Consider the following 22,202-nt stretch of genomic DNA (forward strand, 5'->3'; position numbering starts at 1 on the left):
CGGCGCCCACCTCCACATTCGGACGGCATGCAAGACCTGCATCAATCCAACCCATCACCCAACCGGGGAACCCTCCCCCGACTGGCAAGGCGTTCCTCCGTTTTTTCTCTCGAGGAAATTGCCATGCGCGATATCTACCAAGACGTGACAGACAAGATCGTTACTGCGTTAGACCAAGGTGTTGCACCATGGATCAAACCCTGGTCCTTAAGTGGTTCCGCTTGCATCAGTCATCAACTCTACCCCGTCAACGCCATCACGCGACGTCCGTATTCGGGCATCAATTTACCACTGCTCTGGGCCGAGGCCAGGTTGCAGGGGTTCACTCAAGATCGTTGGCTGACCTTCAATCAAGCCAAAAAAGCGGGTGGGCACATCCGTAAGGGTGAGCACAGCGCCCTGGCGGTGCTCTACAAGCCGATGGAGCGCGAGGAAAAGACCGAGTCAGGCCAACCCGTACTTGATGAACATGGTCAGCCCAAGGTCGCTCACTTCGGTATTCTCAGGACGCATTTTCTGTTCAACATCGAGCAAACGGAAGGGCTCGAAATGCTCAATGACACCCTGCTCGAGACGGAACCGAGTGGTCCCTTCCAGCCCAACAGCGCCGCGGAAAGTCTGCTGTTAAGTTCAGGTGCACGCATCGTTCATCGGCCTGCCGACGAAGCCTTTTACCACCCGATCAGGGATCTCATCCAACTGCCGACAAAGGCACAATTTCACGATGAAAGCGGGTACTACGCCACCGCACTGCACGAGCTGACGCACTGGACTGGGCATCACACTCGGTTGCAGCGCGAAGGCGTGACGTCAGCCTGTCCGTTCGGCTCGCCAGGCTACGCGTTTGAGGAGTTGATCGCCGAGATGGGCGCTGCTTTTTTATGTGCCTACGCCGGTATAAAGGGGGAGTTGCGGCACGAGGGCTACATCGACTCCTGGCTCGGCCTGCTCAAGGCTGACAAACGCGCGATCTTTCGCGCCAGTGGTCAGGCCCGAAGCGCCTCGGAGTTTGTACTCAACCTGGAGCAGCAACGGAAGCAAATGATAATGGATGACTCACGATGCATGTACGATGGAGTTTGAAAGTTATCTCACCGCTGCAATCGCATCACAGGGCCCAACGCAAGTTGGGCCCTTTTTTCTGACACCCAGAAAACCCATGCCGCGAGGCTCTGATACAACGGGTCAGGGATGGGCGCACACCCGCAACCTGTCATTCCGCATCCAGGTTCTGCGCCAGAAAATCCACCAGATCGAGCGGACTCCGGCTGTCGATAACCTTGTAGATCAGATCGCGTTTACTGCGCGGCAACTTCTTGACCATGCTCTTCGCTGAAGCCCTGACGGCTTCGTCGGTCCCATGGATACGTGCCGCGAGCAGCAGCACGAGCGTGGCGTCAGTAAGGTTCATGGCAAGACCCAAAAAATAGGCACCATAGTGTACCGACTCTTTTCTTTTTCGTACCAGCCCCAACAAAACGATGTGTAGCAGTATCGATATCCCGATTGCCGCGCAAAGGGACACGAGCCAAAAAGGACGGGTAAGGGTTGGAAGGGAATGGGGACTCAAGGGTAAGAGCTCTATCCGAAAAGGCTAAAAGGCCACTGACCCAGCCACCTCCCGGGGGTCACGATGCTCAGTCTGTTTCGCCACAAAAAGCAGAAGCCACCTCCGCCACCGACCGTGAGCGTGGCCGAAGGTTACGTGCCCATCGAGTCGGCCCACAGCTTGTTGGCAGCGGAGCATCGCCGCCAGTTGCTCGATCGCATCTGGCAATACACCGCCCTCTCCCACGCGCAGTTCATCCAACTCTATTTAAATCCGATCCATCGCTACGCCGAACAAGTCCAGCAACTCCCGGCCAGCGAGACGCACCACCATGCTTATCTCGGCGGCATGCTCGACCATGGACTAGAACTGGTCGCCTGCAGTTTGAAACTGCGTCAGTCGTATCTGCTTCCGACCGGCGCTGCGCCCGAAGACCAGGCCGCCCAGACCGATGCCTGGTCGGCGGGTATTGCTTATGGCGCCCTGCTCCATGATATCGGCAAGATCGCCGTGGACCTGCTGGTCGAACGCCAGGATGGTCGTGTTTGGCATCCTTGGCAGGGCTCCCTGGATCAGCCCTACCGTTTTCGTTACATCAAGGCTCGTGATTACCACTTGCACGGTGCCGCCGCAGGCTTGCTCTACACCCAAATTCTCGACCGCCCAATCCTCGATTGGCTCAGTGGATTTCCGCCACTGTGGGCCAGTCTGCTGTATGTCCTGGCGGGCCAGTACGAACGTGCCGGCGTGCTCGGTGAGTTGGTCATTCAGGCCGATCGTGTTTCCACTGCACAGAACATCGGTGGCAACCCGAGCAAGGCGCTGCAAGCGCCGATTCATTCGTTGCAACATCACTTGATCAGCGGACTGCGTCATCTGGTTCAACAAGAACTGAAACTCAACCAGCCGGGCGCCGCGGGTTGGTTGACTCAAGACGCACTGTGGCTGGTCAGCAAAACGGTCACGGACAAGCTGCGAGCCTATCTTCTGTCGCAATCAATTGAGGGTATTCCCTCGTCGAACATCGCCGTGTTTGACGAACTGCAATCGCATAGACTGATCGAGGCCACCCCAGAAGGCAAAGCCATCTGGACCGCTCTCGTCGCACAGGGGAACTGGCAGCAAACCTTTACTTTTCTGCGCCTTCAACCGGCGTTGATTTGGGGAAGCGAAGACCGCCCAAAAGCTTTCAGCGGAACGGTGAGCATTGCAGTCGATGACCACCCGACTGATGCTCCGGTATCACCACCGCCGAATGCAGTCAGTACAAGATCAACTCAAAGCACATCGCAACCCGATCCCCTGGCGATGGAGGATGCCGATTACCTCGGAACGTTGCTGGACATGTTCGAGTTGGAAAAGCCTGAGGCCAGTGATGCACCGTCAGAGAACGCTCTTGAAACTTCAACCCTCCTTTCGGACAACCCTGGCTACGTATTCTTGAATTGGGTCAAGGAAGGCATCCTGAGCCACCAGCTAGTCATCAATGACAGCAAGGCCAAAATCCACACGGTGAGTGGCAGCGTATTTCTGGTCACGCCTGGTCTCTTCCAACGTTATGTCCAGGAGTTTCCTGGCATCGCCAAGAGTGTCGATCAAGAGATTGAAGAATGGCGTTGGGTACAGAAGCAGTTCGAGAAACTGAAGGTACACAGAAAGCGAGACAATGGCCTAAACATCTGGGCATGCCAAGTGCAGGGCCCTAGGAAGAGAACCACCTTGAAGGGGTACTTGATAGAGGATCCGAAGCATTTTTTTGAATTGATACCACCCGACAATCCTTTTCTTAAAATCGCAGAACTTTAATACATGGTATGAGGGTGTCATCCGACGTAAGGCTTGGTGAGTGAAGTTTGTTCCTATGAACGCCTTAGGCGTTGGAAGGAAGCACCCGTGATGATGACTTGTGCTCCCGCATCACGCACGGATGCTTTTCTGGTGCGACGACATCCAACGCTCGGCATCGAGATGTCCAAGTTCGACCGGCGCGCAGCCCTCTATCTTTGAAACGTCGTCGAGCTTGCGATCCTGTTGTCCGGTGCTCAGGTCCGGTAGCGCAGGATGAAGCAGGATCAAGCGCTTGAGTCCCACAATAAAAAGGAGCATCACGCCAGCCGAACATTGGAGGTTGGCGCGCCCGCTGCAAAGCCATTCAAGCCTCATCTCTCCAAACGAACACAAAGACGTCTTGCGTGCTCTCGGAACGCCGACTCTCCGCCTTCCAAAATGTCACAAACCGATTTGCGAATATCCGAATTCTCCAAGCCGTCTGCACAATAGGAGATTGGAGGGAGCCCTACTGATTGATGCAGCCCGGCCGCGCGGTTGGTCAAACCGAACTCGCTCGCAGATAAAAGCACGCGCTTTATCTACTTGAGATTGACACATACGGACGAATACAAAATAGTGGCACGGCGATATCCATCCTCGCGCACAGCCATGACTCATAGTGTGTCGGGGCATGCATCATCTATCTGCCTACTCGGACGTAAAAATGCAGACTGTACCCAAGCCACTCTCCTCAGGGTCTCGCTGGCTTCGATGGGATCCTCACGTACACGCACCAGGCACGTTGTTCAACGATCAGTTCAAAGGTGACTGGGACGGATATCTCAAGGCTCTTGAAGATTCGTTTCCCCCCATAAGTGTGATCGCGGTAACGGATTACTACCTGCTTGACACTTACAGGCAACTGGTTGAACACAAGCAGTCAGGGCGGCTCGAGAAATGCGAGCTTCTCTTCCCCAACGTCGAAATTCGCTTCGACATTGGAACTGCTAAATCCTGGATCAACGCTCACCTTTTGGTGTGCCCCGATGAGGATAATCACCTTGAGGAGCTTGAGCGTTTTCTCGCGTCGCTTACGTTCAAAGCCTTTGATGATGAGTTCAGATGCACGCCAAGTGATTTGAAGAGGCTTGGGAGAAGAGCAAATGCGGAAATCAAAGATGACCAATCGGCGTTGAGACATGGAGCTGAACGTTTCAAGGTTTCGTTCCAAGAGTTGAGGGACAAGTACAAACACAGCCAGTGGGCACAAGATAACCTCATCATTGCGGTCGCGGCTAAGCAGAATGATGGTACCGCTGCATTGCAGGATGGTGCAGACGAGGTGCTGCGCCAAGAATTAGAGCGTTTTGCCCATGTGATTTTCGCTTCTAACCCGAATCAACGCGAGTTTTGGCTAGGAAGGAAAGCTTTATCAGCGGAGAGCTTAATAGAGCGATACAACGGCCTGAAACCCTGTTTGCACGGCAGTGATGCTCATCAAACTGCCAAAGCCGGAGTTCCGGACGGAAATAGATATAGCTGGCTTAAAGGCAGCCCTACTTTCGACACACTTCGGCAAGCTTGTATCGACCCGGCAGGCAGGGCTTTTATTGGAGAGGAACCACCGCCCTACGGAAACGCCTCCGAGGTGATTTCCCGGGTCGACATCACTAACGCACCGTGGCTCAAGACACCATCCTTAGCTCTGAACCCGGGCCTAATTGCCGTGGTAGGCGCAAGAGGTTCAGGAAAGACCGCGCTGGCTGACATATTGGCGGCAGGTTGTGATGCGCGGGGCAATGCAATTACAGGGCACTCATTCTTGGTGAGAGCCCAAGACCACCTACAAAATGCTGAAGTGAATATCACCTGGTGCAACGGGGACACGCAGGCCAGCCCGCTTAACCAGATGACTGACGATGAAATCGTATATCCAAGAGCCCGGTATCTGTCGCAGCAGTTCGTGGAGGAGCTTTGCTCAGCCGATGGTATGACGGACGGCCTCCTGGCAGAGGTAGAACGGGTAATTTACGAAGCGCACTCGCCCACCGAGCGTGACGGTGCCATCAGCTTCAATGACCTGAGAGACATTCGTTCAGAGCGTTATCGAGAGGCTAGGCGTCGGGAGGAAGAATCCCTCAGCGGTCTGTCAGAGAGAATTAATACCGAACTCGAAAAACGCAGTCTCGTGCCACAGTTGACTACTCAGGTGCAGGAAAAAGATTCGCTGGTCAAAAGGTTAACCGAAGACAGAAGCAAGCTTGTCGCTAAAGGCTCAGAGGTCAGATTGTCCAGGCTGCAATTACTAACTGCCGCCTCAGAAAAGGTTGCCGGCTATGTGAGGTATTACAAAGCCCAAGAGCAGCAGATTCTTCTCATGCAGGACGAGGTCAACAATGTTCGCCAAGTCGTGGCACCCAATGATCTTAGAGACATCCAGGCACGCCATACCAAAAGTGGTCTAGGAAATGACGAGTGGAGTGCTTTTTTCAGGGACTACGAAGGCGACGTCGGAGCCATCCTGTCAAAGATGTTGCTCAAGGCTCAAAAGAACAGAGACGCATGGATAGGAGTGCCACCGACTCAGAACGAAGACCCTCATCGCGAGTATATTTCTGAAGGTGCCAAGCTTGAAGAATGCAATCTCTCGCTGCTGCAGGCGGAAATTAATCGGCTACAACAACTAGTCAGCATTGACCAAGATACCGCGAATCGATTCAAGGAGCTTTCAACAAAAATAACCACAGAAACTGAGCTATTACGAGCCAGCAGGGAGAAGCTAACCGACCATGTCGGAGCCTCCCAACGTCTCGAAGTTTTGGTGAGCGAAAGGTGCGAGTCATACAAACGGGTTTTCTCTGCCCTGGTGGCTGAGGAGCAAGTTCTTCAGGAGCTCTACTCACCCATCAAACAGCGGCTGGATAGTGCCCAAGGGACGCTCAACAAACTGTCGTTTTCGGTAGCCCGAACTGTTGACATTGAGGCCTGGTCTGCCGAGGGTGAGTCGTTGCTCAACCTCTCCAAAAAGGGCCCATTCAGAGGCCGGGGTACCTTGCGCGAGAAAGTGCTCGAGTCATTGAATGCTCCTTGGCTCTACGGAGATGACGAGTCCGTGCTTGCTGCGCTGAGAGAGTTTATTAAGAACTATCATGAACAGCTCGTTGAGCATGCGCCGGTAGCCACATCGGATCTGGCAGAGTATCGACGGTGGACTAAGCGCCTGGCTCAATGGCTCTACGGTACCGGCCACATTTCTGTTCGTTACGCCATAAATTACGACGGCGTTGAAATCCAGAAGCTCTCTCCTGGCACCAGAGGAATTGTACTGTTGCTGCTTTACCTTTCGCTCGATGCGAATGACAGTCGGCCACTGATCATTGACCAGCCAGAAGAGAACCTTGACCCCAAGTCAATCTACAACGATCTCGTCCCTTTGTTCATGGCCGCCAAGTCGACTCGGCAAGTCATTATGGTGACCCATAACGCCAACCTGGTGGTGAATACGGATGCCGACCAGATCATCATCGCTGAGTGTGGCCCACATGGTAACGGGCAACTGCCTCCGATTACCTACTTATCGGGCGGACTGGAGGACAGGTTGATCCGAGAGCGCGTATGCGAAATTCTTGAGGGGGGAGAAACTGCCTTCAAGGAGCGCGCTCGTCGACTAAGGGTTCGGCTTTCGAGATAAATGGTCAAGTAGCCGCTCAATGGAATGCTCCATATCATCGGGCGGCAACTTGTAACATCACTCATCGTAAATCAGCGTTCGTTGAGCCAGTGCGTTGAGTGCTCACGCCAATACCCCACTAAGAATCTGGAGAATTTTGAGATGCCCGAGAGCATCACTAGAGACAACTAATAACTAAAGGCACCTTGGCTATCCTATGACAAACAAAAACCAGAATATCGTACTACATCAGCTTATGGATAACGCTATAGACTTTCTTAACCAGTCCATACGCGATCTAAGAAAAAAACCTAAATACTCAGTAATTCATTTTCACGCTGCAATTGAACTAATCCTAAAATCGAGATTATTGGAAGAGCATTGGAGCCTAGTAGTATCCCCGAGAAAAGACCCTGACCTCAGTGAGTTTCTTTCAGGAAGCTTTGTATCGGTATCTCTCGATGACTCGATAAATAGAATAAACAAAATTATTCCACCAGGATTAAACAAGCAGCAGATCGAAGCCTTCAAGGCCATCACAAAGCATCGCAATCGAATGGTTCATTTCTTCCACTCAACTGGTGATGAAAAAGAACAGGCCAGTAAAATTCAAGAGATAGTTAAGCTACAGCTTACTTCGTGGTATTACCTACACATTTTGATGCTTCAACAATGGAAAGAAACCTACCAACCTTGGCGAACAAAAATTGGAGCGTTAGATAAAAAACTACGAAACCACCTTTTTTATCTGGAGGCCATCTACGATGACAGTAAGCCCCGTATAAACAAGGGCAAGGCAGAAGGATGGATCTATACGCCCTGCATATCATGCGCCTTTGATGCCAGCGAGCACCAAGGTGGAATTAAAGAAGTTTATCAGTCCGAATGCCTAGTATGCCAATTTACTCAGACATGCGTACAAATTGAGTGTAGTGAATGTAGTCATCCTGTGATATTTCAGGGCGATTCTTCCAGCACATGCAACCAATGCCAACACGCCTTCGATCAAGATGACTTAATCTCAAGTTTTATCGACGAAGGCGAAGCTTATCTCGCAGTGAAAGATGGCGGCCATTATCCTTTCCCTGTCAACTGCGGCGCATGCCAAGGCTATGAGTCAGTAGTAGAGGTTAGTGAAAATGAATATCTTTGTGCTGAATGCTTTGATATTGCTGACAATTACGGCACCTGTGAATATTGCAATGATGAGTCGACTCATATTGAGGAGGACACCTACTACAGCGGGTGTGATCATTGCGACGGTTACAGCTCTCGCTACCAAGAATAATGAAAAAATCGCATGACTACATCAGTAGCCGCAACGACCACACCACGATTCATCAAAAGGAATTTACATGCGCTATTTTGACTGCACTAAGTTTGACTACAAAGATGCTGACACTGATGAGCTTGCGAATTTAATCGAACGAGATAAATCAGCTTACAAATACTCATTTAAAACATGGGTAAACAGTGAGATTGACAAAATAACCGACCGAAAATGGCAGATCAACAATATCGGCATCGTCGAGGAAACGGGAGACTTTATTCGTCTCATCAAAGAGGCGGAGCTAACATACTCACTTGGAGCGTTTTATAGCACTATCGCATTGACAGGCATTGCCAGTGAAGACCTCTGCAAATATTATGCTATCAAAATTAACCACCCTGACCTAGCCGGCTTGACGCAACATGTACGACTTCAAAAGTTAAAAGATAGAGGCGAGCTATCCGAAACGACGCACAAGGCCTTTGATGCCATACGAATAATTAGGAACGAATGCCTACACTTCAATGACGACTTTAAAATCCGAGACCACAATAGTCTCGCCACCGAAGCTCTGAACTGCATTAACAGCCTAAAAGCCATCTACAAAGAACTTTTCGCTGCCTCGAACATATCATACAAAACAGGCGAAATTATTACTCGAATCATTGAGGATTTTGCTCACCAACAGACTTACAAAACTTCGTTCGGGGATACGTTAAATCAGGAAGAGTTCACCATGAAGCTTCGGTACTTTATGGCAGATGAACTCAAGCTAGACATAGCCATTTCCGATCCAGGCGATAAAGTCTCGCAAGCGGGTTTCTTTCGTGTCGAAGAAATCGACCTTGAAAGTTCGCCAAAAGAAACCACCCTACGTCATATTCCTTCATACCAGTACGTCATCGTAGATCTGACCGAAGAAAATATTGCTCAAATCAGCACCCTTGACATTAGTGAGGGTGAAACCATTTTCGCAAGCATTTATTCGATACTAGATCATCAAGGGATATCTGCGGCTTGGAGATTTGAAAAATTCATTGATACCAAGAGTTAATTACTACCCAGAATGACCTGTCACATTCTTCAGCCCGTCAATTGCATGGCCGGCAGCTCCATTATGAGCTTACCTATGCTACCAGCTACCGCCCAAATTTCGTCGTCCACGACGTGGCATTTCGGAACGGCAGTCACTTTTCATGAGTACCTGCTAGGTTTGCTGGATGGGCTCGAGCAACCAAGTTTTCATCAGTGCTGCGGAACGCTAGCCTTACAATACCGATGCCGGCGCTGTGACGTTCAACCAAAGCAGCTTAGCGGAAGGCGTCGATATCGACGCCCGGATGATTTCGGTTCGGCTCGTTCCGCTCTTGATTTTCTATGTCGTCAAGCATGAGAAAACTCAGTTTTGAAAGCCAATTAGCGTTGAGGGATTATTACTTGGTAATAGATCAGCATTCGAGAGCGATAGATGCTTCTGCTCCCTCCTATACAGGATGTCACTCAGATTTGAAATTTCTTGCTCATTGGCATCGTACGCCCACAAAAGTGACCGAACCATTGGGTGATCGGCTATCGCCTGCCTTGAGTTTGGTAACAATTGAGGATCAACCTTGAATTTCTCCATGAGATAATAATTTACACTATTAGCTAATACGTCAGACACGAATGTCATTGACGAATTTTCGCACGTGATGCTTATATCAAGACCAGGATAGTGAGGTACATTATCCATTGTAGCCCGAGACGTACAGTGAAGTAATTCGCCAGTAGCTTTATCATAAACTTTAAACTGACGTTTTAACTCACCCTCCTTGAGCAGAGCTAGGTGATCCTCGAGCTCTTTGAAAAGTTTTTTTATGACACCCTTATCTAGATTATCAGAAACAACCACAAGCTCTACACCCAGCTCCTTAAACTTATGTAAAGATGCAAAAACCTTAAGCATCAAGCCGATGAAGATCTTTGCATGTAATAGTTCAGTGTGCGACCGACAGCCACCTCTACCTTCGCAGAATTCTGACTGATAGAACCCCTCCACGAAGATCGCCTCATACATCCACGGTATTGCCAGCCTTCCGAAGGTCTCAAATACCTTGCCCCTAATTTCACGCTTATCTTCCATCTCAGCTATATGAATCTTCCCTGAACTTTCAATATTAGATAGGCAACCTTCAATTTCATCCCTATAAATCTTTATATATACATCAGGAATGAGATACCCTGCGATCACGCCTAGCTCACCAGGAAAACGCTCCCGATTATCTGCATATCCTTTCCCACCAGACTCATCGATGAATAAGTAATGCTTCCTCACTGTACCCCTCCTCCATGAATGATAAAAGCTAGCTGACAATAACATCACTAAGCCCCCTGCGGTGACCCTCAATATGAGGCGTCACCGCTCACCGCTCACGTAAACAGGCTTACCGAAACGTTCTCATCTGGATGAAGCCCAGAGCACCTTTGGCAAACGGAAGTAGCTCTGCCTGATTGATCTCAACCCTGGTGTAGCCCCCTGACGTATCGTGATGGAAGGCAGCAGCAAACTCATTAAAACTCACTAGATCCGCATGCAAAGGCAGCAGCAAAGCCAGGGGGTTCGGGGGCGCAGCAGCTTTGACCTGGCCCAACATATCTCCCACCGTCTGGCCTTCCTTGAACTTCTTCGGAAAGCATCGATGCAGATGCCCTTCTACCAGCAGGCGCAGAGCCTTCGCCACTTCAAGCATGCTGCAGGTTTGATCCCCTGCGATGAAGCGCTCAACAAGCTGATAGTGCTTGTAGTAATCCGATGAACAGTATTCATCCAGATCAAAGCTGTCCAAGTAGCTGTACTCTTCAGCATCGCGATGGAGAGAGTATTCGCCGACAATCGCAATTTTTTTTCGCTCTACACGACGTTTCACCTCCCTGAGGAAGTGCGCATCATGCCCAAGGGCGATTACCTGCGAGCATTCAGCTACCATTTTTAGTACCGCTTCCACTGTGTTGTGTCGTCGGTGTCTATCCAAACTGGTGAACACGTCATCCAAGACGACTGTCGTTTCAGTTCGCTTCGGATCCGCAAATAGGCGTGCAAGGAAGAAAGCGAAAGCGAGCGTTCGCTTGTCACCCTCACTCAAGGCTGCATGGAACGACAAGTCGCCGGTAGTTTTAGGCCCGATCACCACACGAGCACCTCTGATCTTGAGCACGTATTCCGAACGCAGGCCGCCTCCTAAATGAGTGGAGCCTAGGGAATCGATTTCAAAAGGCGCTGAAAAGCTTCGTAACCAACCGTTAATCGCATCTTGGAAAGTTAGCAATGTTGCGGCCATCAAATGGTCTAACTCAGTGCGTGCAGCTTCTCTCGCACGCTCTGCAGTCCGCAACTGAGTCTTTGCAGCATCCAGCCCATCAATCAATTTCAGCACCTCAGCACTGAATCTGTTTTTGGTGATTGTAAGCATTTCCCTTTGTTCACTCAGAGCTGCTATATCAGGTGCTGCGAGCCTCTGTTTATATGCCAAGATGCGACCATTGAGTTCACCAATCTGCTCATTGAAGATGCGAGCTTGATCGCTCAGCTCACTAAGCATAGCGACGGCAGCCATAAATGGCTTTGAATCCAAAGCATCGAGAGGATTGCCCTCCTTGGCGGCTACGATTTCGAGCAACGCCACCTCAACACATTGAAGCAGCGAGGCGGCTTTCTCGAAATCCAGCTCGGGAATTTCATCAATTAGCGAGGTCTCAGACCAGACGCTGCGTAGCCCTTGGTTGTACTCATTGCATGCGCGCCAGCTTGCAAGTTGCTGTTCTCCGACACGCTCCTTGACCAAATGGCGAAGCTGATTGATACGTTTTTGGTACTCCGAATAGGAACCGTCAAAGTAGAGTTTGAATGCCTTGAGCAGGCCGAGATCCCGAGTTGGCTGGCCACAGAATGGACATTCATTATCTGGTTGGTGCTGCAACCCTTCAGCAGCCCAGCGCTCTGTCGCTGTTCCATTATGCTTCGCGAAGTGAGCTTTCGCTGTTTCCTCTGCAGTGATGGAGATACTCTCGAACGAGCTCTCCAACAGGCTAGGAATATCGTCAAAATTGAAAACTGGATACGGCGCTGGCCGGAATTCAGGACGCCGACGAATTTGATCAGAGGCTCGAGCTTCGGCTATTAGCTTATCGGTTTGAACAATCAGGTCATCCGCATCTGGAATAGAAGCAAGCTTGATGTACTGAGCGAGCGGAAGCTGTCCTCGATAGCCTTGAAGAGCTGCCTCCGCAGAGTTGACCGTTACTGTGCTCTCCTTCACGGCAATGGTCTCAGCATCAAATTTAGTGCGCTGTGCTACTGCTGCGTCACCTAGTGCAAGATCTAGCAGCGCCTCCCTCTGCTCCGGAAGCACACCTGAGCTGGCATACACATTCCGATCAACGAAAGCTTGGTTAAACACATGCAAATTGGGTTTCTGCCCCGCCCAGGCATTGCCGTCAAACTGGACGTTGAAGGCCCCGCCCGGTGCCCCTTGGTTGAACCGTAAAGCGACTTTTTGAAGGAGTGTCGCCCCGACAGTCTTCCTATCTGAGACATCCTTGGCATCGAAAGTAGAGCAGGCTAGTAGCACAGACGACAACGTCGACTTCCCCCTAGCGTTATCGGCATAAATTAGACTGACTTTCTGAAGCTCGACAGGTCGCTGAGCTGCTTTTTTCAGAACCCCGACGTTGTCGATGCTTATGATTTTCTCGAGCATGAGCTCACTCCGCTAAGCTGTCCGTACGCTTCAGCGAACCCCAAGCGCTAAGAGCTCGCGGGGCACCACTGACCTTGCTAGGCGAATTTAACTCATCCTAGTGAGTTTGAATGGCATAGGGCTATATTTCTTTTATGGAGGGCATGGCTCTCCTGTCATGCCAACCCAACACCTCAAGTTGCGCGCCGTCGCACTAAATTTACCCACTAGCCGCAAGCTGGACGGGCAATCTCTCAGTTTAAGGACGACAAATGTTTCCACCAATGGCGAACTCCTATCTCGAAATCACAGCCACTGAATTTGAGCGGTTGGTCAGGGACTGGATCCTCAAGCAAGGTGGTGAGCTGACCTCGCTAGAGGTGACTCATGACGCGAAGGTGGAGAGCTACGATTCAACCTACCAGATCGACGTACTAGCGAAATTCCAAGCCTTTGGAGGCGCCGAATTCAAGGTTCTGATTGAGTGCAAAAAATACCGTAGCGCAGTCGAACGAGAGTTGGTTCAAGTGCTGCACGACAAGGTCAGATCTGTGGGCGCTCATAAAGGAATGCTGTTCACCACATCAGGATTTCAATCAGGAGCGATCAAATATGCCAAAGCTCACGGTATTGCGCTGGTTTCGATTATCGACGGTGCAGCTACCTATGAAACCCGCTCGGCGTTTCCAGTCGCGGCACAGCGTCCGGCCTGGCTCAACCTTCCGAAATTTTCGCTCTGGCACGTTGGTGAAAACGAAGCAGGCAACATCTCGATGAAATCCTTGGGCCGTGCTGATACGGAAATCAACGAGATGTTCAGCTGAAGAGATGAGGCGGATTAGCGAGTGCTCTTTATTGCGAGGGTACAGATTCTCCGTGGGAGTAAATGTGGGAGTAATTTAGTAGGCATGAAAAAGCCCAACCTTTTCGGGTTGGGCTAAGTCATTGAAATATGTGGTCGGGACGGAGTGATTCGAACACTCGACCCCTAGCACCCCATGCTAGTGCGCTACCGGACTGCGCTACGCCCCGACTAGGCGTGTTACTGGGTTTGCTTCGCAACGAAGCGATCAGGAATATACCGCAAGCTTTTGAAATGTGGAAGTATTTTAAAAGCCTGTATCACTTCTTCAAAACCACCAGCACATCTTCGAGTTCGGAGATCATCTGGCGGATCATTTGCTTGTATTGGGTGGTGTCGTCTTTGGCTTCATCACCGGACATGCGCTGGCGCGCGCCGCTGATGGTGAACCCCTGGTCGTACAGCAACGCACGGATCTGTCGGATCATCAGCACATCCTGGCGCTGATAATACCGACGGTTCCCGGTGCGTTTGACGGGGTTGAGTTGAGGAAACTCCTGCTCCCAATAGCGCAGCACGTGCGGTTTTACCGCACAAAGCTCGCTGACTTCACCGATGGTGAAGTAGCGTTTGCCTGGGATGACGGGTAGCTCGTCGTTATGACTTGGTTCCAGCATAAGCCTCAACTCGGGCCTTCAACTTCTGCCCTGGACGAAAGGTGACCACACGGCGAGCCGTGATCGGGATTTCTTCTCCCGTTTTTGGATTGCGGCCAGGCCGCTGGCGTTTGTCCCGCAGGTCAAAATTGCCGAAACCGGACAATTTGACCTGTTCGTTGTCTTCCAGAGCGTGTCTGATTTCTTCAAAAAACAGCTCGACCAATTCCTTGGCCTCGCGCTTGTTCAGACCCAACTCTTCGTACAGACGTTCCGCCATCTCAGCTTTCGTCAAAGCCCCCATACGTCACTTCCTTAACGTGGCGTTCAACCTTTGTTCGAGCGAGGTGAGGATATTTTGTGTCGTGGTATTCACCTCATCGTCATTAAGAGTGCGCGATGGATGCTGCCAGGTCAAGCCAACTGCAAGGCTTTTTCTATGCGGATCAATGCCTTTACCCTGATAGACGTCAAATAGCCTGAGGTCTGTCAGCCATTCCCCTGCATTTTCACGGATTACATCCAGAACAGCAGTGGCGGCGACTTCACGGTCGGCGATCAGGGCCAGGTCGCGGCGCACTTCGGGGAAGCGCGACAGCTCGCTGAATTTAGGCATCTTGCCCGAGGCCACTTCAGCCAGGACCAGCTCGAAAACGAAGACCGGACGGTCAAGGCCGAGGGTTTTCGACAGTTCTGGATGGATAGCGCCAACGAAGCCGACCAGGCGACCGTCACGTTCAATACGTGCGGTTTGACCCGGATGCAACGCCGGGTGGCTGCCTGGAACGAAGGTGAACGCATCCAAGGCACCGGCAAAGCCCAGCACCGCTTCCACGTCAGCCTTGACGTCGAAGAAGTCCACGGCGTCGCGGCCCTGTGCCCAACCTTCAGGCAAACGGCTGCCACAAACCACACCGGCCAGCATCGGTTCTTGCTTCAAGCCATCGAGCTGACCCACGAAACGCAGGCCGCTTTCAAACATGCGCACGCGGTCTTGCTGGCGGTTCAAGTTATGGGAAAGCGCTTTCACCAGACCCGGCCACAGCGACGAGCGCATGGCGGCCATGTCGTTGGAGATCGGGTTGGCCAGCAGCAGCGGCTCGACGCCAGGGTTGAACAGTTCGAACTGTCTCGGGTCGATGAAGCTGTAGGTCACCGCCTCCTGATAACCACGGGCAACCAGCAGACGACGCAACTCAGGCAGGTGCGCACGCGCCTCGGCCTTGGGTTGCGGTGCCAGGCGAGCTTGCGGGTAACGAACCGGCAGCCGGTTGTAGCCGTACAGGCGAGCCAGCTCCTCGATCAGGTCGACTTCCAAGCTGATATCGAAGCGATGGCTTGGCACTTCAACCTGCCACTGCCCTTCCCCACCTGCGGAAATACCGAGGCCGAGGGCAGACAACAGCTGCTCGATCTCAGCAGGCTCGATAACCAGGCCGAGCATTTGCTCGACGCTCTTGGCGCGCAGGGTGATCGGTGCCACCGACGGCAGATACTGTTCGCTGACCGTCTCAGTGATAGGGCCGGCTTCGCCACCCGTGATATCCAGCAGCAGGCCAGTGGCGCGCTCCATGGCTTCACGGGCCAGTTGCCAGTCCACGCCACGCTCGTAACGGTGCGATGCATCGGTGTGCAGGCCATAGGAACGGGCCTTGCCAGCGATAGCGATTTGATCGAAGAACGCGCTTTCGAGGAAGATATCGCGCGTGGTCGCGGACACACCACTGTGCTCACCACCCATCACGCCGGCAATCGCCAGAGCGCGGGAATGGTCGGCAATTACCAGAGTATCGGCGCGCAGAGCCACTTCCTGACCGTCGAGCAATACCAGCTTCTCGCCTTCTTCAGCCATGCGCACGCGGATGCCGCCGTTGATCTCGGCGAGATCGAATGCGTGCAGCGGCTGGCCCAGCTCCAGCATCACGTAGTTAGTGATGTCGACGGCAGCGTCGATGCTACGCACGTCGGCGCGGCGCAGGCGTTCAACCATCCACAGCGGGGTTGGCTTGGACAGGTCAACGTTGCGGATCACGCGGCCCAGGTAACGCGGGCAGGCGTTTGGCGCCAGCACCTCAATCGGCCGCACTTCATCATGTACGGCAGGCACAGTGGCCACCACTGGACGGGTAACCGGGGCGTTGTACAGCGCGCCCACTTCACGGGCCAGACCGGCCAGGGAAAGGCAGTCGCCACGGTTCGGGGTCAGGTCGACCTCGATGCTGGCGTCTTCCAGTTCCAGGTAAATGCGGATGTCCTGACCCACTGGCGCATCGGCCGGCAGTTCCATCAAGCCATCGTTACCTTCGCCTACCTGCAGCTCGGCCTGGGAGCACAGCATGCCGTTGGACTCAACGCCGCGCAGCTTGGCCTTCTTGATCTTGAAGTCGCCCGGCAGTTCGGCGCCGATCATGGCAAACGGGATCTTCAGGCCCGGGCGCACGTTGGGCGCTCCGCACACGACCTGGAACGTTTGCGCGCCGTTGCTGACCTGGCACACACGCAGCTTGTCGGCGTCCGGGTGCTGCTCGGTGCTCAGCACCTCACCCACGACCACGCCACTGAAAACACCGGCGGCCGGCGTAACGCTATCGACCTCAAGACCGGCCATCGACAGACGAGCTACCAGCTCGTCGCGATCTACCTGCGGGCTTACCCAGCCACGCAGCCATTGTTCACTGAATTTCATCCTGCTCTCCTAATGATTCGTTACGACTAGCGAAATTGCGCGAGGAACCGCAAGTCGTTGTCGAAGAACAGACGCAAGTCGTTCACGCCGTAACGCAGCATGGCCAGACGCTCAACGCCCATGCCGAAGGCAAAGCCCGAGAACTCTTCAGGGTCGATCCCGGACATGCGCAGCACGTTGGGGTGAACCATGCCGCAGCCCATGACTTCCAGCCAACCGGTCTGCTTGCAGACGCGGCAGCCTTTACCGCTGCACATCACGCATTCCATGTCGACTTCAGCGGAAGGCTCGGTGAACGGGAAGAACGATGGACGGAAACGCACCGCCAGTTCTTTCTCGAAGAACACCCGCAGGAACTCTTCGATGGTGCCTTTGAGGTCGGCGAAATTGATATCGCGATCCACCAGCAGGCCTTCGACCTGGTGGAACATCGGCGAGTGGGTGATATCCGAGTCGCTGCGATACACACGGCCTGGGCAGACGATGCGGATCGGCGGCTTGTTCGCTTCCATGGTGCGGACCTGTACCGGCGAGGTATGGGTGCGCAACAGCATGTTGGCGTTGAAATAGAAGGTGTCGTGCATCGACCGGGCCGGGTGATGGCCTGGGATGTTGAGCGCCTCGAAGTTGTGATAGTCGTCTTCGACCTCTGGGCCTTCGGCAATGCCGTAGCCGATATGGGTGAAGAACTGCTCGATACGTTCCAGAGTCCGAGTGATCGGGTGCAGACCGCCCGAGGCCTGGCCACGGCCAGGCAAGGTTACGTCAATGGACTCGGCGGCGAGTTTGGCCGCAAGATCGGCCTCCTCCATCGTCGCCTTGCGTGCATTGAGCACCTCTGTGACGCGCTCCTTGGCGACGTTGATCAGCGCACCGACTTGCGGACGCTCTTCAGCCGGCAAATTCCCCAGGGTCTTCATCACCTGAGTCAATTCACCCTTTTTGCCAAGGTAGTGAACCCGGATTTGCTCCAGGGCATTGATATCTTCAGCGCTTTGCACAGCCTCAAGAGCTTGAGCGACGAGCGCGTCCAGGTTTTCCATGTACAGACTCCAGATACAAAATAGGGGAAGAGCTTGAAGGCTCTTCCCCTATTTATGACGTTTACCACCCTGAGCTACAGGAGCAACCCAGGGTGACTGTCGGGGGTACTTAAGCCAAGGTGGCTTTAGCTTTCTCGACAATCGCAGCAAACACCGCTTTTTCGTTCACGGCCAGTTCAGCCAGAACCTTACGGTCGATTTCGATGGACGCTTTTTTCAGGCCAGCGATGAAACGGCTGTAGGACAGACCGTTAACACGTGCACCGGCGTTGATACGAGCGATCCACAGAGCGCGGAACTGACGTTTTTTCTGACGACGGTCACGGTAGGCGTATTGGCCTGCCTTGATTACCGCTTGCTTGGCAACACGGAATACGCGTGAACGCGCGCCGTAGTAGCCTTTAGCAAGTTTCAGAATTTTTTTGTGACGCTTACGGGCCATGACGCCACGCTTAACACGAGCCATGAGTTACTTCCTCTAGTCTTGATCCAAAAATTAACGAAGGCGCAGCATGCGCTCGACTTTTGCCACGTCAGACGGATGCAGCAAGCTGCTACCGCGCAGTTGACGCTTACGCTTGGTCGACATTTTGGTCAGGATGTGGCTCTTGAAAGCGTGCTTGTGCTTGATACCGTTAGCGGTTTTCAGAAACCGCTTAGCAGCACCACTTTTAGTCTTCATCTTTGGCATGTTCGGATACTCCGCATTCAGTTGATAAACATAATCAGAAGGCCTGCCGTGCCCTGTTGATTACTTCTTCTTTTTCGGGGCGATGACCATGATCAGTTGGCGTCCTTCCATCTTAGGATGCTGTTCGACCGAACCGTACTCGAGCAAGTCAGCTTCAACCCGCTTGAGGAGTTCCATCCCCAGCTCCTGGTGGGCCATCTCACGGCCGCGGAATCGCAAGGATACCTTGGCCCTGTCCCCATCACTCAGGAAACGTACCAGGTTGCGCAGTTTTACCTGGTAATCCCCTTCCTCCGTCCCTGGACGAAACTTGATTTCTTTTACTTGAATCTGCTTCTGGTTCTTCTTCGCCGCGGCAACCTGCTTCTTCTTTTCGAAGATCGACTTGCCGTAGTCCATCACCCGGCAAACGGGTGGGATTGCATCGGCGGAGATTTCCACCAGGTCCAGTTTGGACTCTTCTGCAATACGAAGCGCTTCATCAATCGAGACGATGCCAATCTGCTCGCCGTCAGCGCCAATTAACCGAACCTCGCGTGCCGAGATATTCTCGTTGATCGGGGCTTTCGGTGCAGCTCGTTTATCTTGTCTCATTTCACGCTTAATAATAATTACTCCGAATCTGGGCGACCACGCCGGGAAACCGCTTGCGCGAGGAACTCAGCGAACTGGGCGACGGGCATCGAGCCCAGGTCAGCACCTTCACGAGTACGCACAGCGACAGTCTGCATCTCGACTTCCCGATCTCCGATAACCAAAAGATAGGGAACCTTGAGCAAAGTATGCTCGCGGATTTTAAAGCCGATCTTTTCATTTCTCAAGTCGGACTTGGCACGAAATCCGCTTTCGTTGAGTGTTTTTTCAACTTCAGCGGCAAAATCTGCCTGTTTATCAGTGATATTCATGATCACTGCCTGGGTCGGCGCCAGCCACGCGGGGAATGCACCCTCGTAGTGCTCGATCAGGATCCCGACGAACCGTTCGAACGAGCCGAGGATCGCCCGGTGCAGCATAACCGGGTGTTTACGGCTGTTGTCTTCGGAGACGTATTCGGCTCCCAGACGGATCGGCAGGTTAAAATCGAGCTGCAGGGTACCACACTGCCAGACGCGGCCAAGGCAATCTTTCAGCGAGAACTCGATCTTCGGACCGTAGAACGCACCTTCACCCGGCTGCAGGTCGTACGCAAGCCCCGCACTGTCGAGTGCTGCGGCCAGTGCGGCTTCGGCGCGATCCCAAAGCTCGTCGGAACCGACGCGTTTTTCCGGACGAGTGGACAGTTTCATTTCGACGTCGGTGAAACCGAAATCGCGATAGACGTCCATGGTCAGCTTGATAAACGCAGCGGATTCGGCCTGCATCTGCTCTTCGGTGCAGAAGATATGAGCATCGTCCTGAGTGAAGCCGCGTACACGCATGATGCCGTGCAGTGCACCCGATGGCTCGTTACGGTGGCAGGCACCGAACTCGGCCAGGCGCATCGGCAACTCGCGGTAGCTCTTCAGGCCCTGGTTGAACACCTGCACGTGGCACGGGCAGTTCATTGGCTTGATGGCGTAATCGCGGTTTTCCGACTGGGTGGTGAACATGTTGTCGGCGTAGTTGGCCCAGTGCCCGGATTTCTCCCACAGGCTGCGATCAACGACCTGCGGGGTCTTGATCTCAAGGTAACCGTTGTCACGCTGAACCTTGCGCATGTATTGCTCAAGCACTTGGTACAGGGTCCAGCCATTCGGGTGCCAGAACACCATGCCCGGCGCTTCTTCCTGAAGGTGGAACAGGTTCAGGCGCTTGCCGATCTTACGGTGGTCGCGTTTTTCAGCTTCTTCGATGCGCTGGACATAGGCGGCCAGCTGCTTCTTGTCAGCCCAGGCGGTGCCGTAGATACGTTGCAGTTGCTCGTTCTTGGCGTCGCCGCGCCAGTAGGCACCGGACAGCTTGGTCAGCTTGAACGACTTGAGGAAGCGCGTGTTCGGCACGTGCGGGCCACGGCACATGTCGACGTATTCTTCGTGGTAATACAGGCCCATGGCCTGCTCGTCCGGCATGTCTTCCACCAGACGCAGCTTGTAGTCCTCACCACGAGCAGTGAACACGTCGATCACTTCGGCGCGCGGCGTGACTTTCTTGATGACGTCGTAATCTTTTTCGATCAGCGCGTGCATGCGCTGCTCGATGGCCGCCATGTCGTCCGGCGTGAAAGGACGCTCGTAGGCGATGTCGTAATAGAAGCCTTCTTCGATAACCGGACCAATCACCATCTTCGCCGTTGGGTACAGCTGCTTGACCGCATGGCCAATCAGGTGCGCGCAAGAGTGGCGAATGATCTCCAGCCCCTCTTGATCCTTGGGCGTGATGATTTGCAAGGTGGCATCGGAGGTGATCAGGTCACTGGCGTCAACCAGTTTGCCGTCGACCTTGCCTGCTACGGTGGCCTTGGCCAGACCGGCACCAATGGATGCGGCGACCTCGGCTACGGAAACCGCATGATCGAATGAACGTTGACTGCCATCGGGAAGAGTAATAGTTGGCATGGCGCCTCCTCTCCTAGTGGTGACCCCTACCAAAGGTCACGTGGGTTGGGATGAGCCAGTACAAGATCCAACACCAGGCCGTTCAGTGATGAACGCCTGCCTTACAGCGGCAGGAGCCTTTCGGCCAACCGATAATCGAACCAGAGTGACTGGAGTGAACTAAAAAGAAACTGGCAAGACGGCAAATGGCGCGCCTGGGAATTGCCAGGGCATCGATGCTAGCACAGATGAACGGTCATCGCGCCCACGCCTTCTTACGCAAAGACAAAATAGCGGCGAAAGTGAACTTGGGCTGTACGCATGCCCTCAAACCCACTGAGAATCGCCGTTCGTCCTCGACCCAAAGGAGCATCCTCATGATGCGTTTTACCTCTACCCTCGCTCTAGCCGCTTCCCTGACCCTGCTTTCCCTCGGCGCACATGCTGCGGCCCCGTCGAACTGGCCTGCCGGTGCCCGCGACAGTTTCGTCAGCGATTGCAGCGCGGCCGCCAGCCAGAACGTGGACGCCAAGACCGCCAAAGCCCACTGCGAATGCGGCGCCGACAAGATCAACGCCGAATTGAGCACCGCCGAAATCAAGGAGCTGATGACCAACCAGAACGCCAGCCCTGAGCTCAAAAACAAAGCCGTGGCGGCTATTTCTTCCTGCAAAGTCGTGAAGAAAAAGTAAGTATGCCCCGCGATCAGACGGATTTTCAGCCGTAAAAACAGCCTGAAAACTGCCATTTCTCACAAATTACGCAGCTTTTACGGCTTTTTTTACCAGCTGATATTTCGTGCGAAAGCCCCGTAAATCGGGGCTTTCAGCCAACACA

At 53.2% G+C, this 22,202-nt stretch carries 19 protein-coding genes and 1 tRNA gene; 7 read left to right on the forward strand and 13 right to left on the reverse strand.

Going from position 1 to position 22,202, the window contains the following annotated elements; genetic code table 11:
* Positions 1-123 precede the first annotated feature (123 nt).
* Positions 124-1,083, forward strand: a complete 960-nt coding sequence (locus tag DNK50_RS21760) for an ArdC family protein (RefSeq protein ID WP_112196222.1) — start codon at positions 124-126, stop codon at positions 1,081-1,083.
* A gap of 130 nt (positions 1,084-1,213) precedes the next feature.
* On the opposite strand, the gene DNK50_RS21765 is transcribed toward DNK50_RS21760, so the two are convergent.
* Positions 1,214-1,411, reverse strand: coding sequence for a hypothetical protein (locus tag DNK50_RS21765; protein ID WP_112196223.1), 198 nt, complete (start codon positions 1,409-1,411; stop codon positions 1,214-1,216).
* Positions 1,412-1,633: 222 nt separating this feature from the next.
* Between DNK50_RS21765 and mobH the strand changes: the two genes are divergently transcribed.
* On the forward strand, positions 1,634-3,355 hold the full coding sequence (gene mobH / locus DNK50_RS21770) for a MobH family relaxase (protein ID WP_112196224.1): 1,722 nt from the start codon (positions 1,634-1,636) through the stop codon (positions 3,353-3,355).
* A 111-nt stretch (positions 3,356-3,466) separates the two neighbouring features.
* Here mobH and DNK50_RS21775 read toward each other — a convergent pair whose 3' ends face one another.
* Positions 3,467-3,655 carry a hypothetical protein gene (locus tag DNK50_RS21775; protein ID WP_141718203.1) on the reverse strand — a complete coding sequence of 63 codons (189 nt, stop codon included), beginning with the start codon at positions 3,653-3,655 and terminating at the stop codon, positions 3,467-3,469.
* 388 nt (positions 3,656-4,043) lie between these two features.
* Between DNK50_RS21775 and DNK50_RS21785 the strand changes: the two genes are divergently transcribed.
* The 3 genes from DNK50_RS21785 (at position 4,044) to DNK50_RS21795 (ending at position 9,313) form a co-directional block, all read left to right on the forward strand.
* Positions 4,044-7,010, forward strand: coding sequence for a TrlF family AAA-like ATPase (locus DNK50_RS21785; protein ID WP_112196226.1), 2,967 nt, complete (start codon positions 4,044-4,046; stop codon positions 7,008-7,010).
* Positions 7,011-7,206: 196 nt separating this feature from the next.
* Entirely contained in the window at positions 7,207-8,277 is a 1,071-nt protein-coding gene (locus DNK50_RS21790; RefSeq protein WP_112196227.1) for a hypothetical protein, read from the forward strand.
* 67 nt (positions 8,278-8,344) lie between these two features.
* A complete protein-coding gene (locus tag DNK50_RS21795) occupies positions 8,345-9,313 on the forward strand; it encodes a hypothetical protein (RefSeq protein ID WP_112196228.1) in 969 nt (322 codons plus the stop codon).
* Between the two features lie 345 nt (positions 9,314-9,658).
* Here the strand turns inward: DNK50_RS21795 and DNK50_RS21800 are convergent, their stop codons facing one another.
* Both DNK50_RS21800 and DNK50_RS21805 read right to left on the reverse strand, forming a co-directional pair.
* Positions 9,659-10,573 carry a hypothetical protein gene (locus tag DNK50_RS21800; RefSeq protein ID WP_112196229.1) on the reverse strand — a complete coding sequence of 305 codons (915 nt, stop codon included), beginning with the start codon at positions 10,571-10,573 and terminating at the stop codon, positions 9,659-9,661.
* Between the two features lie 109 nt (positions 10,574-10,682).
* Positions 10,683-12,995: an AAA family ATPase gene (locus DNK50_RS21805; protein ID WP_112196230.1), complete on the reverse strand. Its 2,313-nt coding sequence runs from the start codon at positions 12,993-12,995 to the stop codon at positions 10,683-10,685.
* Between the two features lie 251 nt (positions 12,996-13,246).
* On the opposite strand from DNK50_RS21805, the gene DNK50_RS21810 reads away from it, so the two are divergent.
* Positions 13,247-13,798: a restriction endonuclease gene (locus DNK50_RS21810; protein WP_112196231.1), complete on the forward strand. Its 552-nt coding sequence runs from the start codon at positions 13,247-13,249 to the stop codon at positions 13,796-13,798.
* Between the two features lie 131 nt (positions 13,799-13,929).
* Here DNK50_RS21810 and DNK50_RS21815 read toward each other — a convergent pair.
* The 9 genes from DNK50_RS21815 to thrS all read right to left on the reverse strand — a co-directional run bounded on the left by DNK50_RS21815 (position 13,930) and on the right by thrS (position 21,386).
* A tRNA-Pro gene (locus DNK50_RS21815) sits at positions 13,930-14,006 on the reverse strand.
* A gap of 90 nt (positions 14,007-14,096) precedes the next feature.
* Entirely contained in the window at positions 14,097-14,453 is a 357-nt protein-coding gene (locus DNK50_RS21820) for a MerR family transcriptional regulator (protein ID WP_003219935.1), read from the reverse strand.
* Entirely contained in the window at positions 14,434-14,736 is a 303-nt protein-coding gene (ihfA, locus tag DNK50_RS21825) for an integration host factor subunit alpha (RefSeq protein WP_002553164.1), read from the reverse strand. The genes DNK50_RS21820 and ihfA overlap by 20 nt, the downstream gene beginning before the upstream one ends.
* Positions 14,737-14,739: 3 nt before the next feature.
* Complete coding sequence (gene pheT / locus DNK50_RS21830; RefSeq protein WP_112196232.1) at positions 14,740-17,118, reverse strand: phenylalanine--tRNA ligase subunit beta; 2,379 nt, start codon at positions 17,116-17,118, stop codon at positions 14,740-14,742.
* A gap of 26 nt (positions 17,119-17,144) precedes the next feature.
* Positions 17,145-18,161, reverse strand: coding sequence for a phenylalanine--tRNA ligase subunit alpha (pheS, locus tag DNK50_RS21835; protein WP_017737822.1), 1,017 nt, complete (start codon positions 18,159-18,161; stop codon positions 17,145-17,147).
* 109 nt (positions 18,162-18,270) lie between these two features.
* On the reverse strand, positions 18,271-18,627 hold the full coding sequence (gene rplT / locus DNK50_RS21840; RefSeq protein WP_003234252.1) for a 50S ribosomal protein L20: 357 nt from the start codon (positions 18,625-18,627) through the stop codon (positions 18,271-18,273).
* A 30-nt stretch (positions 18,628-18,657) separates the two neighbouring features.
* Complete coding sequence (gene rpmI / locus DNK50_RS21845; protein ID WP_002553160.1) at positions 18,658-18,852, reverse strand: 50S ribosomal protein L35; 195 nt, start codon at positions 18,850-18,852, stop codon at positions 18,658-18,660.
* Between the two features lie 60 nt (positions 18,853-18,912).
* Complete coding sequence (gene infC, locus DNK50_RS21850; protein WP_015884933.1) at positions 18,913-19,464, reverse strand: translation initiation factor IF-3; 552 nt, start codon at positions 19,462-19,464, stop codon at positions 18,913-18,915.
* Entirely contained in the window at positions 19,464-21,386 is a 1,923-nt protein-coding gene (thrS, locus tag DNK50_RS21855; RefSeq protein ID WP_099586515.1) for a threonine--tRNA ligase, read from the reverse strand. Before thrS ends, infC begins: the two co-directional genes overlap by 1 nt.
* 356 nt (positions 21,387-21,742) lie before the next feature.
* Here thrS and DNK50_RS21860 point away from each other — a divergent pair, with 356 nt between their 5' ends.
* The gene (locus tag DNK50_RS21860) at positions 21,743-22,057 is read left to right on the forward strand and encodes a hypothetical protein (RefSeq protein ID WP_078825416.1); all 315 of its coding nucleotides are present in this window, start codon (positions 21,743-21,745) and stop codon (positions 22,055-22,057) included.
* Positions 22,058-22,202 lie beyond the last annotated feature (145 nt).

Source organism: Pseudomonas sp. LG1E9 (assembly GCF_003290225.1).
Taxonomy (GTDB): Bacteria; Pseudomonadota; Gammaproteobacteria; order Pseudomonadales; family Pseudomonadaceae; genus Aquipseudomonas; species Aquipseudomonas cyclaminis.

Excerpts from the sequence above, each read along its gene's own strand:
- DNK50_RS21760 (WP_112196222.1), top strand. The coding sequence starts at position 124 with ATGCGCGATATCTACCAAGACGTGACAGACAAGATCGTTACTGCGTTA.
- DNK50_RS21765 (WP_112196223.1), bottom strand. The coding sequence starts at position 1,411 with ATGAACCTTACTGACGCCACGCTCGTGCTGCTGCTCGCGGCACGTATC.
- mobH (WP_112196224.1), top strand. The coding sequence starts at position 1,634 with ATGCTCAGTCTGTTTCGCCACAAAAAGCAGAAGCCACCTCCGCCACCG.
- DNK50_RS21775 (WP_141718203.1), bottom strand. The coding sequence starts at position 3,655 with ATGCTCCTTTTTATTGTGGGACTCAAGCGCTTGATCCTGCTTCATCCT.
- DNK50_RS21785 (WP_112196226.1), top strand. The coding sequence starts at position 4,044 with ATGCAGACTGTACCCAAGCCACTCTCCTCAGGGTCTCGCTGGCTTCGA.
- DNK50_RS21790 (WP_112196227.1), top strand. The coding sequence starts at position 7,207 with ATGACAAACAAAAACCAGAATATCGTACTACATCAGCTTATGGATAAC.
- DNK50_RS21795 (WP_112196228.1), top strand. The coding sequence starts at position 8,345 with ATGCGCTATTTTGACTGCACTAAGTTTGACTACAAAGATGCTGACACT.
- DNK50_RS21805 (WP_112196230.1), bottom strand. The coding sequence starts at position 12,995 with ATGCTCGAGAAAATCATAAGCATCGACAACGTCGGGGTTCTGAAAAAA.
- DNK50_RS21810 (WP_112196231.1), top strand. The coding sequence starts at position 13,247 with ATGTTTCCACCAATGGCGAACTCCTATCTCGAAATCACAGCCACTGAA.
- DNK50_RS21820 (WP_003219935.1), bottom strand. The coding sequence starts at position 14,453 with ATGCTGGAACCAAGTCATAACGACGAGCTACCCGTCATCCCAGGCAAA.
- ihfA (WP_002553164.1), bottom strand. The coding sequence starts at position 14,736 with ATGGGGGCTTTGACGAAAGCTGAGATGGCGGAACGTCTGTACGAAGAG.
- pheT (WP_112196232.1), bottom strand. The coding sequence starts at position 17,118 with ATGAAATTCAGTGAACAATGGCTGCGTGGCTGGGTAAGCCCGCAGGTA.
- pheS (WP_017737822.1), bottom strand. The coding sequence starts at position 18,161 with ATGGAAAACCTGGACGCGCTCGTCGCTCAAGCTCTTGAGGCTGTGCAA.
- rplT (WP_003234252.1), bottom strand. The coding sequence starts at position 18,627 with ATGGCTCGTGTTAAGCGTGGCGTCATGGCCCGTAAGCGTCACAAAAAA.
- rpmI (WP_002553160.1), bottom strand. The coding sequence starts at position 18,852 with ATGCCAAAGATGAAGACTAAAAGTGGTGCTGCTAAGCGGTTTCTGAAA.
- thrS (WP_099586515.1), bottom strand. The coding sequence starts at position 21,386 with ATGCCAACTATTACTCTTCCCGATGGCAGTCAACGTTCATTCGATCAT.
- DNK50_RS21860 (WP_078825416.1), top strand. The coding sequence starts at position 21,743 with ATGATGCGTTTTACCTCTACCCTCGCTCTAGCCGCTTCCCTGACCCTG.